We start from the raw sequence: 15,680 nt of genomic DNA, 5'->3' as shown, positions 1-15,680 counted from the left end.
ATCTTTGTTACATCTTTAACTGATGCCGGAAAAAATCATATCCGATAAAGACAAGATAGGCTCTTCAACCCTGCAGGCTATAAGCAATGCAAATAAATTCAACCGATGGATGTATGAGAAGATCAGGCCATACATCAAAGGGAATGTACTTGAAATCGGAAGCGGCATCGGTAATATATCTGAGTTTCTGCTTTATGAACATAAGGTGACATTATCGGATATAAATCCTGATTATTGTCACTATCTTCAAAACCGCTTCAAAGGAAATGTTTCATTGGAAGGAATAATGGGGATAGACCTGGTGGATACTGAATTCGATTTAAAATATGCAGGTATTACCAAAAAATATGGAACGGTCGTTCTTTTAAATGTGATTGAACATATCAAAGAACATGATAAGGCCTTATTGAATATCCAAAAATTATTATCACCAGGTGGAAGACTGATTATGCTTGCACCATCTTATGAAGCACTCTACTGCAAAATAGATAAAGGCCTGGGGCATTATAGGCGCTACACCAAAGGTACAATGCAACAATTGCTTGAAAACAATGGATTCAATGTTGTTCACAGCCAGTATTTTAATTTCACGGGAATTTTGGGATGGTATCTGTTTGGGAAATTGTTAGGTAAAGAAAAGATCGGTAACGGGGAAATGAAGGTATATGAAACGCTGGTTCCCATTATTAAAATAATTGACCAATTTACCAATAGAGTTGCAGGACTTTCTATTATTCAGGTTGGAATAAAGCAAGCATAGATGTTACAGGTAATAGCAGCAATAATTTACATTACAGTCCTCTGCTGGTTATGGGGACAAATGCTGCTGAACACGATTAACCTTTACATGAACCATCAAAATTCAACACCAGTTATTGATGTTGAATTTTCCTGCCTCACAGGACTTTCTTTTATAGGCATCGTACTTCAGGTTCTTTGTTTGTTTATGCCCTTAGGGGGATGGGGAATTCATTTACTGTTTGCCTTGCCGCCATTGTTATTCTATTTTAGCAACAGACACTTACCCAATGTATTTATAAATGCTATTCGTCATCGTTTTTCAGCATTGAATATTACAGGCTGGGGCTTTTTTATAGCAGGTAGTTTATTTGTTTTGGCCATACATCCATGGTATGTTATTAATCCGGATACTACAGGTTATCATGCCCCTATCATAGAGTGGACGCTACATTACGGCACAGTGCCGGGGATTGCGAATCTAAATGGAAGACTTGGATTTAACAGCAGCTGGTTCATTTTGTCGGCATTTTTCAAATTTGATTTTACCGGAACAAGCGCACTTACTTTCATAAATGCTGTTGTTCTGATATGGGTCATATCTTATACTGCCAATGTCCTAAATAAACAACTCCGGAAGCAATCCGGAATTATCGTGGTCACTATAATATTGATTGCATTCATCTTTGGAATATACACGATGATTTACCAGGCGGCTAGCTCAGCTAGCCCGGATTTTATGATCTGCATTTTTTTATGGTCGGCCTTTCTCCTTCTGCTCAACACTGATCTAAAAAGGAAATATGCCCTGGAAAGTGAAATGGCTTTAATAATCCTGGCTTTCGCTGTTACTTTAAAAATATCTGCCGCCCCGGCGATACTACTGCTTCCATTAATCTATAAAAAGATTCCCTCTACTTCATCTTTTAAGAAGATCCTCTTTATATCTATTCCCATAATACTTTCCCTTGGCGCATTCCTGGCACGAAATATTATCATTTCGGGGTACCCGCTATTTCCTTCAACCATGTTTAACTGGTTCAATGTGGACTGGAAATTTTCTCCTCAGCTGGCAAAAGAAATCGAAATCTATATAACTGCATTTGCAAAGGCAGGAAGTGTTGAGTGGGAGGGCTATAAAGATATAACGAACCTGAAATTTTCAGAATGGAGCCTATTATGGTGGAGCGCATTAACCTTTATGGAAAAACTTTTCTTTCTTTCTGTTCTGGTTTCAATTTCATTTCTGCTTTTAAATATAAAAAAAATATTCGCGTCGAAAACTCTTGGGTGGATCACAATAGTTTGCCTGATCAGCAGTATCCTATGGATGACAAAAGTTCCTGCTTTGAGATTTTCTCAGGCCTATCTTTTACCGTTAATCCTGATTTCAGCATGGTTGATGTTCGATAGATTTAAATCGCTCATTCCAAAAAGATACCCCAACATTGCAGTAATAATACTAATTCTCTTTATTGGAGGATACAGTATTTACCGATTTTATACATATTTCGATGCAGTGAATATTGTTCGGCCCTATGGCACCATTAACTCACCAGGCAGTTTTATAAACTGTAACGGGATTTATATTTTCATCCCACAGAACCCAAATGGTTGTGGCTCTAATCCATTACCATGTGCTTACAATAGTTGTGAAACATTTGAACCACGGGGACCGGGTATAGCAGATGGATTCCGATCAAAAAAATGATCAGTAATTATCAGAAATATTTTTGCCTCCTATGGCTTTCTGGATGGCTATATCCATCAATCTTTCTGCATAGGGGCGTGAAATTTCATTCAGCTTTTCAATGTGAAGCTGCAGTTGATCTTTTGATTCCTGAGAAGACAGGTGCCGGAGTGCGTTAATAGCCTCATTGGTCTGATCAATTTCTAAGGTGGTCAGGTATTCTTTATTCTTCTCTATAAAATTCAATGTGGTATCTATAAGTTGAGTTGCTTCTGTTTGGGCTTCTCTTAATGCCCTTGCCTCTATATCATCCTTAGCATTAACTATAGAATCCATCAACATTTTCTCGACATCTGAGTCTGTAAGTCCATATTGAGGTTTAACTTCAATGCTCTGCTCCATACCACTTCTTAATTCCTTTGCATTTACAAGTAAAATTCCATCCGCATTTATAAGGAAACTTATCTCCACTTTAGGTAGACCTGCAGGCATTGCGGGTATACCTTCCAAAATAAATGATGCTAATTTGCGATTATCCCTTACAAGGTCACGCTCACCTTGAAAAACGGAAATGACTATGCCAGACTGTCCATCTTTTTGCGTTGTATAACTGCGGGATACACGTGTTGGAATCTTTGTATTCCGTGGAATTAACACATCCATCAATCCACCCATAGTTTCCACACCGAGAGAGAGAGGAGTAATGTCAAGCAACAACATGTCCTTATTGTTTCCTGCAAGGATATCTGCCTGCACAGCTGCGCCCAGGGCTACTACTTCATCGGGATTAAGTGTATCGTGCAGTGAAAGGCCAAAGAAATTGCTAACAGCTCTTTTAATAAGAGGTGTACGTGTGGAACCTCCCACCATTACAACCTCGTTAATATCCTGCTTTTGCAGACCGGCATCTTTCAATGCTCTTTCGCAGGCGTCAAGAGTCTTTGTTATATAGGGTTGAATTAGCTTATTAAACTCAGAAACTGCAACCTGCAATTGAATATCACCAATATGGTCAATGAAAACATCTTTTGCCGATAAATGGATCTTTGCAGTTTCCGCTTTCAGACGAAGGGTTTGCATAAATTCTTTATCATTCAGCAGGCGCTCTTCACTGATGTTATGCTCTTTAACCCATTTTCTGACAATAAGCTGGTCGAAATCATCGCCTCCAAGATATGTATCGCCATGAGTGGAAAGAACCTCAAATATCCCATTATGTATCTTAAGAATACTAATATCGAATGTACCGCCACCCAGGTCATAAACTGCGATGGTCTTTTCTTCTTCTTTATTCAATCCTATGCCATATGCGAGACTTGCTGCTGTGGGCTCATTTATTATACGGAGAACATCAAGGCCGGCGAGTTTACCTGCATCCCTGGTAGCCTGGCGCTGGGAATCATTAAAATATGCAGGTACCGTAATTACTGCTTTTGTAACCGGCGTTTTCAATATATGTTCAGCCCTTGACTTAAGCTCTTTTAGTATATATGATGAGAGCTCAACCGGCGTATAAAATCGGTCTCCAACCTGTACTTTTACAAGGCTTTCTGTGTTATCATCATAAACCTTAAATGCATAAAATGATTCATTTTCACGGATATCATTATACGATTTACCCATAAGCCTTTTGGTGGAATAAATGGTATTTGCAGGATCCCTGATCAGGAGTTTCCTTGCTTCTTCCCCAACAACGATGGAATTATTCTCACCGAAGTGGACAATAGAGGGCACTAATGAGGAACTATCATGCTCCCTTAATGCCACGGGTTGATTACTATCCGGATGAATAATTGCTACCAGGCTATTTGTGGTACCCAGATCAATGCCAACAATCATCTCTTCCTTCTGTAAACTTCCCGTCGCTATATTAATTCCAATCTTCGCCATAGAAACAACATTTGTGTCGCCGCAAAGATAGCGATTAGCGCATCAGGTACATTTTTCCATAACCACGGTTGAAGAATTGGTCGGTCCGGTCACCTTCAGCCTTGTATTTGTCCATTTTCTTCCCGTTGAGGGTAGTTATAACCCTGTATAGATAAACACCATTTGCGAGGCGTTGTCCAAATTGGTCAGTACCATCCCATTTATACTCAGTAATATTCCTGCCTATCCTGATGGGACCCAGTTCTGCACCTGTAATTTCTTTAACGATCTTACCAGTAACCGTGAGAATCTGGATCTTGAAATTTGTAGGCACCTCACTACCGGTAAGGGTAAATACAAATGCAGTAGAAGTTGTAAATGGATTCGGATAATTCAACAGATTGGAGATCATTGGTTTGCTGATCACAAGGAATTCTACCGAGTAATCAATTTTACCGGCTGGATTGTCACTTGCATCTTTACCGGAAACAATCAATTCATAAAAATCTCCTTCCTCATTGAATATTTCTGTAAAGGAAGGCCTGAAATCAATAGTAGCTGTATTATCTTCTGTATTCACAGCTGGTGTAAACCTTACAGTATCATTATCGAATCTGAATTGTTTAACAACACCATTCGGATACTTTACTTTCACAGTCATCAGTGATGTATCATTCAGAAGTCTGAATTTTGACTCGTCCTTCAATTTGATCTGGATATGCGGTCTTGCAGATACTATGTCTCCACTAAGAATATGCGTTCCATCAAAAGTTACATCCATCAATGGATTGATCTCATCCCCTTTTACAAAAAGGTTGCGAAAAATAAAATTATTGAAATGGTATTGTTCTGGTTGGTGACCATCCGGATTGAAATCAATGTAAATAGTATTGGCACCAGGGAAATTCTTTGTATCAATACTGTACTGGAACCGAATAGTATCACCACTTATTATTGGCCTCATCAATGCCAGGGGCAGCTCATGTGGAACATTATCCTTATCCGTGATAATCACTTTGACCTTCAGACTGTCAAAAGAAACCTTACTAACATTCTTAAAAGCAATACCAAAACTTACCTGCTCCCCTAATTCAACAGTATCCTTCGTGTTGAAAAACAAATTGGGCGCAACTGCTCCTTCCGGAACCGGATCATAGATCAATCTCCAGTATTGGAGCTGGTATGGAGTGTTATTTGCAGTATCAGTATTTACCATGCGAAGCTTCAGGAAAGGATATAAGCGGGCATCAATTTCAGATATATCAACATTTTTTTCATTAATGCCTATTTCCTTTAATATCGTCTCGCTATTATCGGGTTTCAGTCCTATAATCGAAATCTTCACCTCATCCTTACCTGGTTCTTCCACCTGGCTGCCATTCCAACGAAGTGATTTCCATTGTTTTGCCGGACCAAAAGCCGGGGAGGTTATAATACCGGATGTTTGTGGTGTAGGTGCAACTATACCAAAAGCCAGTTTGTCATAAATACCAGTGGAAAATTTCATCACCGGAGTAAAACCGTTCCTGTCATTCTTTCGGAAGAAAAACACCCAGGCACGTGAACGATTGAAGCTATCAATTTGTGTGAAGCCCTGATCCAGGAGTTTATGATATAATGAATTCCCTGATCCAAATGCGACGGTATCCGCCCTCCAGACATCTGGATAGGTATTGCCGGTAAATTCAGGGTTATTGTTGTTCCGCACAAGCACATAGGAGCCTTCGGGTATAAGGTCTATGAAATCCATTGCCCTTTTTCTCCAGTCGCGTGTGTGAACCCTATATTCAAAATTATGTGCCCTGCCCACTCCACAATTAGAATTATAACTATTGTAAAGACCAACACCACCTGTTATCTTATTGTCCCACAACTTGAAAGTATTCCGGTCGAAAACATGAAAGATGAGTTCGTCATAAATACATCCTGCTCCGGTTGGTTCTTCATTGTTTACAATGATAGCAAAATCAGCCTGTTCACCTGATGCTGTTGGGAAGGTAGCCTGCCTTATAAAAAGATCATTGTCCCTGTTACCAAATTTCCAGTGACGGGTAACGGTATCAATAAATATCTGCTCAACGCCAGAATTAAGATGTTGAAAGAAATGGCCCTGGGAGAATCCTTCCTGCTGCGTATTTCTGAAAAAGAAGGAGGTTGTATTCCAAAAATATTCCTGTCCACCAGCAGGAACAAGTGCAGTTCGCCAGTAATATACAGTGCTGTCTGAATATGTAAGTTGGGGGTCAAATTCCAGCAAACCTCCCACAGATGAAAGGGTGATTGTTTTCTTAAGAGGGGAACTGAATAATTCCGTAGTATCAATCTCCATCACATATTGTTTCATACCACTAAAAGGATCAGCAGTAGAAGCAAATAACTTTTGCGATGGATTTGAAACAATCGAATATTGGTAAGGGAATACTGGTGTCAGTTCATCTTCAAATATGAAGAAATTCTTAGAAATTGCATTATTCCCTTCGTCCATCTCCGGTATCTGGGCTATGCCATCTAAAACAACGCTAATATTATTCTGCCCCTTATCGGTAAGTGCATTTACCGGGAGAGTAAATTCCAATGAATCAGCATATAGAACAGCTGGTCTTTTTTGATCATACAAGGTAGTACTGGTACCATCAGCATTCGTTCTTTTAATAAGCACATGCAGGGAATCTCCTACCGCCTTACCCAGGTTAAAAAACTTAACCTTAAGTTTAAAGTTTTGATCAGAGATGGAAATGAAATTTGACTCGAGCTGTATGAGGGATTCTTCAATAACATAATCAGGTTTTTCCTGGAAATTTATTACCAGGGCAGGATCACCATGAAGTGATATCTGTTCAGTATGGGTACGGGCAAAATAGTTATCGCCATAATAATCGCTCATATCATCAAGCGCATCAACCATCAACCGGCCCAGTGTGGCTCCATAATCAGATACACCCATACGCTTGTAAAAGGCCTCAAGATATGTGTCAAGAAAGTTCATCAGTCCGAAATGTGTACTGGCAATAAAGGCAATGCCACCTTTCTGCCTGGCAAGGGTAAACTTCTCTGTCAGGGTTTGAGTTTCTATTAATCTTTGCGGACTGTAGCGGAAAAAATCGCCGGCATCACAACCATTAACTGAAAAAACCGGGTATTTGCCGGTATTGTTATAGGCATCGGGATTTTCAATACTGAACTCAAGAGTTGTTGAAGAAGAATGACCGAAATAGGTCACCATGCTAAGCCCTTCTTCAAAAAGCTCCCGAACACGTTGGGAACCCGATTGATCAACTTCACCTGAAACATCCTTACATAGAACTTCCACCCGTGCTCCCGCCAGAGTATCTTCAATAATGTTCTTGTACTTGTTTACAAAGTTACATAGTGGACCAGCTAGCAGTGAACTACTGGCACCCGTAATATGAAGCATGTTCTTCATCCAAAGCCTTCCATCAACGGTGTGGGGCGCGGAACGTTGGAGCTGTTCATACTCTTTTACCTTTTCGAAATAATCAGCCAGTTCGGCTGCACTTATTACCGAAATTCTTCCAATCTCCAACTCCGGTTTTGAACTGGTGATATTACTGGTCGTAAGCATATTATCTGAACCAGGAAAACCAAACGTTGGTACAAGGTTCAGATTGTCCAATTCCGGTTGATCGGTATATACCCCGGTGTTCCAGTCTATATTCCGGTATGCTGTATAGTTGACCCCCTTCCCCAGAAGCAGAACTTTTGAAATACCCTGGCTGAAATTCGCCTTTGCATAGCGAAGAAAATTCCGAATAGAGGAAGGATGTCCTTTAGTACCAAATGCAAACTGATCGGTTAACTCCTGAATGTCATAAACTTTGCCATTATAAGATCCACCAACAGCGCTGCTTCTGTAGGCCCGGTATTCCTCTACGGGGTTGCTGCCAGATGCTCCGTTCGATAATTTGGGATGGCTGATAAAAATATAATTTCCCTGTACGCCGGCATTGGAGTAGTTCACAAATTTTCGTTCTGTCAGTGTATTTATTGGTGCAGCATAAGCAGGCGACTGGTTTACCACAACCATTTTACGGACACGTGAACTTCCATTCAACCGAAAGCGGACAAGACCGGTCTGTTCAATATTTCCGGTATATCGTTCCTGTGTTTCCAAGTCATAAAGAACCGGGGCAATGCCATTACCGTTAAAGTTTCTTATTTCAAAATAATAGCCATCAGTACGAGGCTCCATTTCAAAATAGAACTGCCCTTTGCCATCAAAATCAAACTCCCGGGCATAAGTTAACTCGATGAAAGATAGAACCATCCTATCGAGGTAGGGATCAGCACCAGCCGGTTTGGGGGGCTGTACATCAGTAACAGCAACAGAAGCTGATCCAGACGACAGAAGCGAAGACTGGAAACTCACTGAACGGATCATGTCGGTATAGAAATCCATCTGCCTCTCTTCCAGTTGAGTATTGTTCAAGGCTACGCGAACTCTTCTGGTTTTTCCTGTATTACCAAATGCACCATATCTTAAAGTGGCATCCGGACCATTTGGAATAGCGCGCAGATTCGGGAAAGTGATGGTTCGTGTTTCCCTTTCCCTGAGTTCCCAGCTGCTCCAGAATTCACCTCTGTCATATGCAGAAGAGTATACATTCTCCCCTGCATTGGCAGACAATCCGGGATTGATCTGTTCTTTGAAATATAAAGCGGCCTTGTGGTAAAAATAAGGTTCAGGAGGTATGGAATTTCCACTTAAATCATTGGCTACATCTGTAAACCTTTTATTAATTGAAGAAGTTTCAACTGTAAGGAAATAGGCTGCACTATCAGAATGCAAATTATATTTGGTAGTATGCTGGTAAGCTGGATTTCTGTAGAGTTCCCGATCCGATTCGCCATCATTCGCTAATGCCCAGAATTCAATATATCCATTATCGGGTAATTGACCCATTGGAACGGAAGTATAAATAGCAACCTCTTTCCCATTTCTATATAACCGAAAATGTTCAGCAGAAACAGCACCTAATCCATTTGCAGTGAGTGTAGATTTACTGATACGATAAAGACTGTCTTTTCCAACGGAAAATTTATAATAAGTGTTATTGTAATTGATCCATTCGTTATTGAAGGTTTGCGCGAATAATAAGCCGTCAAATGAAAAGACAAGCAACAGCAGGACGCATATTCTCCGGAAACTAATTCTACAATTTTTTTGCATATGCTAATCGCTTACTTTTTTTTATTCTTTTTAACCATGTCAAGCTTTAAAGAGAAGACATGTGTATATAAAGGATTTGACTGATTTGCAAGATTGGTGAATGCATAATCAATCATCACATTCTGTAACCGGAAACCTGCCCCCATTGCTGGTTGGTAGATCCAAACTTTTTTTGTGTAAGTACTATCCTCATCTTCAAGGGCCTTTTGGAAATTACTTATGCCTGCACGTACGAAAAAAACATTCTTTATGGATGCTTCCAAACCCAGTTTTGGATCTACGCTTATTGCGCTCGAACTGATTACTGTATTTCTCCTCCCATCAAATGTGAAATCAAGATTCGCCTCAGCCAGTAAATTCACCGACTTGTTGATCCTGAAATTATAAGAAGCGCCTCCTATTAACTTAGGAGCGGTTAATTCTGTGGATTTAACGGGAATTTCATTCTGGGTAACATAGAAGACTTCCCGCATTTTATCATTTATACTATAAGACCATGCATTGAATGTGGTTGTAACATCACGTGCAACGAATCCCACCTGTAATCTCTTATTGATATATTGTAACCCTGCATCAAAACCAAACCCCCATGAAGTTGCAAAATCACCTGCTTTACGATGGATTACTTTGGCATTAAAACCCATATTAAGCTTCTTATCCGGGCCAAGGTCCTTCAACTGCTGTGCGTAAGAAAACAGAAAAGCATAATCCGCAGAAGAAAATGTTGTGATATTATCAAAATTGATACGGCCATCGGGATCCACAAGGAATACAGTATTTGGGATATCGTCAACTGCAAAACGGAGCACTGAAATCCCGATAGTTCTTTTTCCATCTTTCAAGGGAATGGCAACATTAGCAAAATCATATTTTCCGATACCAGCAAAATATTCGGCATGCATGATATTCACCTGGGGTTGTACTTTCACATGAACCAGGGCGGCGGGATTCCAATATCCGGAAGTTCCATCTGATACTGAGGCAACCTGGGCAGATCCCATGGCTAGTCCCCTTGCACCAGCGCCGATATTGAGGAATTCATTGGAATATTTCCGGAATTGTGCCAGCAGAACTGAGGGCAGAATTATAAACAGCAGGATCAGGCTTTTGATCTTCAATATCATGACTCAACTTTCTGGATAAGCAATAATAACGCTAATGAACAGTAACGACCGGAGGGGAGGAATATTGCCTCTGGCGGGGTTGCTATTATTGCGTTAGTTTTGCTGCAAATTGCAGCGTTTTTATGAAATTAATAGAAGAATTACGGTGGAGGGGCATGTTGCAGGATATTATGCCCGGAACAGAAGAACAGCTAAACAAAGAGATGACCTCAGCTTATATTGGCTTTGACCCCACCGCGGATAGTTTGCATATCGGCAGCCTTGTGCCGATTTTGTTGCTTCGTCACCTGCAACTGGCTGGCCATAAACCCTACGCCCTTGTGGGCGGTGCCACCGGAATGGTGGGCGATCCTTCTTTTAAGGCGGAAGAGAGAAAGATGTTGGATGAAGCCACCCTGCAAAAAAACCAGGCTGGTATTCAGCGCCAACTCGAAAAATATCTTGACTTTGACGCCAGCCTCCCCAATAATGCAGAAATAGTGAACAATTATGATTGGTTCAGGAACATAAGTTTCCTTGACTTTATTCGGGACGTCGGCAAACATATTACGGTTAATTATATGATGTCAAAAGACAGTGTGCGTAAACGAATTGAAGGTGATAGTGGCATCAGCTTTACAGAATTCACTTATCAACTGATACAGGGATACGATTTCTACTGGCTATACCAGCATAAAAACTGCAAGCTTCAAATGGGTGGCAGTGACCAGTGGGGTAATATTACTACCGGAACTGAATTGATCAGAAGAATGGGTGGTGGTGAGGCATTCGCATTTACCTGCCCATTGCTCACCAAAGCCGATGGCGGAAAGTTCGGCAAAACCGAAAAAGGAAATGTTTGGCTGGATCCTTCAAAAACATCCCCCTATCAATTCTACCAGTTCTGGTTAAATGCATCCGATGAAGATGCCATTAAATGGATACGCATATTTACTTTTCTTACTAAGGAGGAAATTGAGCAAATAATTGCTTCACACCAGGAAGCGCCACACCAAAGAATACTACAGAAAAAGCTATCTGAGGAGATCACCAGATTTGTTCATGGTAATGAAGAATATGAATTTGCTGTGAATGCTTCAGAAATACTCTTTGGCAATGCAACTACCGAAGTGCTTGCAAGGCTTAATGAAGAGCAACTTCTCCAGGTATTGGAAGGTGTTCCTACCCATGATTATGCGAAATCAACTTTTGATCAGGGTATTGATATTGTGAGTTTCCTTGCTGAAACTGGTATATTTCCCAGTAAAGGCGAAGCCAGGAAAATGGTTCAAAGCGGTGGCATAAGTATCAATAAAATAAAAGTTGAAACTGTGGAGACAAAACTGACCCCAACAAATTTTCTTACAGGTAAATATTTATTGGTACAGAAAGGAAAGAAAAATTATTTTTTGGTCAGAGCTGTATGAGGACTATATTTTTTTCTTTGTAAATTTTTCGATGGCTGCCACCAGTATGTCAAGCTGTTTGGTGGTTGTATAAACATTAGGCGTGATCCGCACGCCTTTTATATTCTCCCACTCAATACCAACAGTGTGGATCTTATATTCATTGAATAAGTACTGATCTAATTCAGCAGGCTTACGATCTTTAACACCAACCAACCCTATCGCACAACCGAAGCCCTCCCTGAGTGAAGTACCCAGATGTATGCCTGGTAGATCCTTCACTTTATTCATCCAGTAATTTTTCAGGTAATGCAGTCGTTTCTCTTTTCGCTCTGCGCCAATCATCTCGTGAAATTCAATTGCCTTACCGATTGCCTGTTCAATGAAAAATGGCCTGGTTCCCAAATTCTCAAATTTTCGGATATCAGCACTAACTGCATCCGGTGAACCAAAAAGGGGATATAATTTAGCGATCTTATCCTTCTTAACATAAAGCAGTCCACTCCCAATGCACGCACCCAACCATTTGTGAAGACTGGTACCGAAATAATCAGCTCCGAGATCAGGAATGGAAAATTGAAAATGGGCAAAACTGTGAGCCCCATCAACTACAACTTCAATTCCTTTCTGTTTTGCCATATCGGCGATTCTTCTTACGGGTAAGATCTGTCCATTCCAGTTGATTATATGGGTTAGATGTACAACCCTTGTGCGAGACGTAAATGCCTTCGTGTATTGCTCAGTAAGATATTCATTATCCTCACTTGGCAATTCAAGATTAACCCATACCAACTTTATACCATCCCGAAGTTCGCGTTGCTTCCAGGCATTTATCATATTTGGATAATCCTGTTTGCTAAGTACAACCTCATCACCAGTTTTAAGAGAAAGTCCGAAGATTACTGTTTCAAGCGCTTCGGATGCGTTGCGCTGAATAGCGATCTCATCCTGTTCACATCCCGCCATCAATGCCAGGCTCCGACGCAAAGGCTCACGTCCCTGGTCAAGGATACGCCACATATAATAACTGGGGGCCTCATTACTGAAGTCGTGATAACGCTTCATGGCATCCTGCACAATTTTTGGGCTGGGACTAACACCACCGTTGTTTAGGTTGATAATAGACGGGGAAGCAGTATAGGCTTGTTGGATTGAATACCAGAAGTCCTCCTCTCCAGCGATCTGAGTTGAATTATACTGTCGGAATTGAGAAAGACTTCTCTCAAGTTGCCTGCTCCATGCAGGTTCAGTAAAAGAGGCCATAAGAGTTCCAAGCCCGATTTTTGATATCCCTGCCAGAAACCCCCTTCTTCCTGAATTTTCCATGGTGCTGATTTTCAATAAATCTAATTCTAAACACCGAATGGGCAAAGTTGATAGCTATGGATGCTGATGTGCGTAACAAAAAGAGATTTTTCAGAGAATTTTTTGGCGGAAAGGACGCTGCCTATTATTTTTGCACTCCCATTTGGGACGGATTGGCCTATAGTATAATGGTAGTACGACAGATTTTGGTTCTGTTTGTCTAGGTTCGAATCCTGGTAGGCCAACAAAAGGACAAATTGATTATTCAGTTTGTCCTTTTTTTATTTTCATACAGCCAACCGGGTTACATCATCCATTACCTCACTTCTCCACTCTTCGTAAAGTTTAGCTTCCTGATGGCAGGCATAATCACAAAGATCTTTCCATTTTGGAGAAAGTTTCTGCAGTTGCGCTTCCATTGAAGCCAGATGCTGTTGCTCTTCTGTTATAATATTATGAACACTGATACTACTTTTTCGAGATCTTAATGCCTGCTGGTAAACGGGGTAAAGTTCGTCGGCTCTAACTTCAATGGCATAGGTTACCAACAGGTAAGCTGAATACTTAAGTTCATCGCTCCGGAAACCATGCTCTTTTTTTAGATACCGGCAAACCATTATATCAAGCCGATGGAGGTAACGCATACTGGTTAATGGTGCTAAAAGGTATTGAGGTTCATAAGTGGGACATAAACCTTCGCCAAGTTTACGGAGTTGTTTCTTCAGATACCAGGCATGCCTCGATTCTTCGGCCGCATGCTTCAGGATATCTTCCGGAACAAAAACCGGATGCTCACATTGCTTGATCTTTCTTGCCCCGGCATTTTCCAGCATGGATAATGTATTCAGCCACTTTGCATGCAGATCAACTGAATCTATTATTGTATCTAATTGTTCATTGAAATTGATTGCCATAATGTAATTATTGTTATCCATGATCATGCAAGATACTGTTGCAACTGGAGCATGCAGATCTGAAGGCTTTCTTTCCAGTTCAAAATGGGCAAACCGAAAACACTTCTGATTTTCTCCTTATCAAATACACTGTATGCGGGCCTGGCTGCTGGAGTTGGATATTCTGCAGAGGCAATCGGATTAATTTTGCATTTGCTTCCCGAAAGCTCTTTGATAGCCAATGCAAAATCATACCAACTGATAATGCCATCATTTGAATAATGATAAATTCCCCCAAGGTCTGCCGATTGATCCAAACCGTCAAGTTGCACTATAATTTCCATGATAGCTTTTGCCAGATCAGCGGCATAGGTAGGTGATCCAATCTGATCTGACACAACATTTAATTCCTCACGCTGACTCATGAGTCGCAGCATTGTCTTCACAAAATTATTTCCATAAGCAGAATATACCCATGAGGTGCGAAGTATTATACTGTCTGGAGCATATTGCATTGCGAGCTCCTCGCCTTTTAGTTTAGAGGATCCGTATACACCCAGAGGATGAACTGTATCGGTTTCGTTCAGCGGTTTTGATGCACTGCCATCAAAAACATAATCGGTTGATATGTGAATCATACGACCACTGTTACGATGAAGGTATTTTGCAAGGTATCCTACCGCTGAACCATTTATCTGATTTGCTTTCTCTACCTCTATTTCAGCTTTATCTACTGCGGTGTATGCAGCACAATTGATGCAATAATCAGGCTTCAGGGAACTAATATAGGATTCAACAACAGCCTCTTTGTCAATTGGTAAGGTTTCGCTGTCCGCAAAAATAAATTGATAGCCGGGATAGAAGGCTGATACCTGCCTTATCTCAGTTCCAAGTTGTCCGCCTGAACCTGTTACCAATATCTTTTTCATGAATGCAAAGTAAAGCAATGATCAACATCTGCAAACACAGGGTAGAGTTTATCCTTTTCTGAAAGAATCATTTTATCGGCGGGAACCTTCCAATCGATACTCAAGCCGGGATCATTAAACAACACACCACCTTCTGATTCTTTATTGTAAAATGCATCACATTTATACATCACTTCGGCAAATGGACTGATCACGGAATACCCGTGAGCAAAGCCCCTGGGCACCAATAGCTGTTTTTTATTTTCAGCGGATAATTCGATGGAATAAGTTTTTCCAAACGTTGGTGAATCTTTTCTGCAATCTACCACCACATCAAGTATACTTCCTTCAATTGCGCGGATAAGCTTAGTTTGGGCATATGGAGGTTTTTGAAAATGAAGACCTCTGACCACACCATATACCGATCGTGCCTGGTTGTCCTGCACAAATCGCATTTCCAATCCTTGTTCGGCAAAAACCGACTCATTATATGATTCAAAAAAATAGCCACGGTCATCTCCAAAAACACGGGGCTCATAAACAATTAATCCGGGTAATCCGGTTTCTATGAATGCCATAA

General features: G+C 40.7%; 10 protein-coding genes and 1 tRNA gene. 4 read left to right on the top strand and 7 right to left on the bottom strand.

Annotated elements, in window-relative coordinates:
* Nucleotides 1-22: 22 nt before the first annotated feature.
* Nucleotides 23-760, top strand: coding sequence for a class I SAM-dependent methyltransferase (locus tag V6M43_RS02225; protein ID WP_332732414.1), 738 nt, complete (start codon nucleotides 23-25; stop codon nucleotides 758-760).
* The gene (locus tag V6M43_RS02220) at nucleotides 761-2,449 is read left to right on the top strand and encodes an LIC_10190 family membrane protein (RefSeq protein WP_442902311.1); all 1,689 of its coding nucleotides are present in this window, start codon (nucleotides 761-763) and stop codon (nucleotides 2,447-2,449) included.
* Here the strand turns inward: V6M43_RS02220 and hscA are convergent, their stop codons facing one another.
* The 3 genes from hscA to V6M43_RS02205 are packed head-to-tail and all read right to left on the bottom strand — an operon-like array spanning nucleotide 2,450 to nucleotide 10,609.
* Nucleotides 2,450-4,318, bottom strand: coding sequence for a Fe-S protein assembly chaperone HscA (gene hscA / locus V6M43_RS02215; RefSeq protein WP_332732412.1), 1,869 nt, complete (start codon nucleotides 4,316-4,318; stop codon nucleotides 2,450-2,452).
* A 34-nt stretch (nucleotides 4,319-4,352) separates the two neighbouring features.
* On the bottom strand, nucleotides 4,353-9,437 hold the full coding sequence (locus V6M43_RS02210) for a C25 family cysteine peptidase (protein ID WP_332732411.1): 5,085 nt from the start codon (nucleotides 9,435-9,437) through the stop codon (nucleotides 4,353-4,355).
* Nucleotides 9,438-9,496: 59 nt separating this feature from the next.
* Entirely contained in the window at nucleotides 9,497-10,609 is a 1,113-nt protein-coding gene (locus V6M43_RS02205) for a PorV/PorQ family protein (protein ID WP_332732410.1), read from the bottom strand.
* 122 nt (nucleotides 10,610-10,731) lie between these two features.
* On the opposite strand from V6M43_RS02205, the gene tyrS reads away from it, so the two are divergent.
* Nucleotides 10,732-12,015, top strand: coding sequence for a tyrosine--tRNA ligase (gene tyrS, locus V6M43_RS02200; protein WP_332732409.1), 1,284 nt, complete (start codon nucleotides 10,732-10,734; stop codon nucleotides 12,013-12,015).
* A gap of 3 nt (nucleotides 12,016-12,018) precedes the next feature.
* Here tyrS and V6M43_RS02195 read toward each other — a convergent pair whose 3' ends face one another.
* Nucleotides 12,019-13,320 carry an aminotransferase class V-fold PLP-dependent enzyme gene (locus V6M43_RS02195; RefSeq protein WP_332732408.1) on the bottom strand — a complete coding sequence of 434 codons (1,302 nt, stop codon included), beginning with the start codon at nucleotides 13,318-13,320 and terminating at the stop codon, nucleotides 12,019-12,021.
* Between the two features lie 153 nt (nucleotides 13,321-13,473).
* Between V6M43_RS02195 and V6M43_RS02190 the strand changes: the two genes are divergently transcribed.
* Nucleotides 13,474-13,544, top strand: a tRNA-Gln gene (locus V6M43_RS02190).
* A 42-nt stretch (nucleotides 13,545-13,586) separates the two neighbouring features.
* On the opposite strand, the gene V6M43_RS02185 is transcribed toward V6M43_RS02190, so the two are convergent.
* The 3 genes from V6M43_RS02185 to rfbC are packed head-to-tail and all read right to left on the bottom strand — an operon-like array spanning nucleotide 13,587 to nucleotide 15,678.
* Nucleotides 13,587-14,213 carry a hypothetical protein gene (locus V6M43_RS02185; protein ID WP_332732407.1) on the bottom strand — a complete coding sequence of 209 codons (627 nt, stop codon included), beginning with the start codon at nucleotides 14,211-14,213 and terminating at the stop codon, nucleotides 13,587-13,589.
* A 23-nt stretch (nucleotides 14,214-14,236) separates the two neighbouring features.
* Nucleotides 14,237-15,121, bottom strand: a complete 885-nt coding sequence (gene rfbD, locus V6M43_RS02180) for a dTDP-4-dehydrorhamnose reductase (RefSeq protein WP_332732406.1) — start codon at nucleotides 15,119-15,121, stop codon at nucleotides 14,237-14,239.
* Nucleotides 15,118-15,678, bottom strand: a complete 561-nt coding sequence (gene rfbC, locus V6M43_RS02175; protein ID WP_332732405.1) for a dTDP-4-dehydrorhamnose 3,5-epimerase — start codon at nucleotides 15,676-15,678, stop codon at nucleotides 15,118-15,120. Before rfbC ends, rfbD begins: the two co-directional genes overlap by 4 nt.
* Nucleotides 15,679-15,680 lie beyond the last annotated feature (2 nt).

Origin of the sequence: Flavihumibacter sp., assembly GCF_036676075.1 — a bacterium.
Taxonomy (GTDB): domain Bacteria; phylum Bacteroidota; class Bacteroidia; order Chitinophagales; family Chitinophagaceae; genus Flavihumibacter.
This window is presented reverse-complemented; position numbering and strand designations above follow the sequence as displayed.

Coding starts and splice junctions, on each gene's coding strand:
- V6M43_RS02225 (WP_332732414.1), top strand. CDS start 23: ATGCCGGAAAAAATCATATCCGATAAAGACAAGATAGGCTCTTCAACC.
- V6M43_RS02220 (WP_442902311.1), top strand. CDS start 761: ATGTTACAGGTAATAGCAGCAATAATTTACATTACAGTCCTCTGCTGG.
- hscA (WP_332732412.1), bottom strand. CDS start 4,318: ATGGCGAAGATTGGAATTAATATAGCGACGGGAAGTTTACAGAAGGAA.
- V6M43_RS02205 (WP_332732410.1), bottom strand. CDS start 10,609: ATGATATTGAAGATCAAAAGCCTGATCCTGCTGTTTATAATTCTGCCC.
- tyrS (WP_332732409.1), top strand. CDS start 10,732: ATGAAATTAATAGAAGAATTACGGTGGAGGGGCATGTTGCAGGATATT.
- V6M43_RS02195 (WP_332732408.1), bottom strand. CDS start 13,320: ATGGAAAATTCAGGAAGAAGGGGGTTTCTGGCAGGGATATCAAAAATC.
- V6M43_RS02185 (WP_332732407.1), bottom strand. CDS start 14,213: ATGGCAATCAATTTCAATGAACAATTAGATACAATAATAGATTCAGTT.
- rfbD (WP_332732406.1), bottom strand. CDS start 15,121: ATGAAAAAGATATTGGTAACAGGTTCAGGCGGACAACTTGGAACTGAG.
- rfbC (WP_332732405.1), bottom strand. CDS start 15,678: ATGGCATTCATAGAAACCGGATTACCCGGATTAATTGTTTATGAGCCC.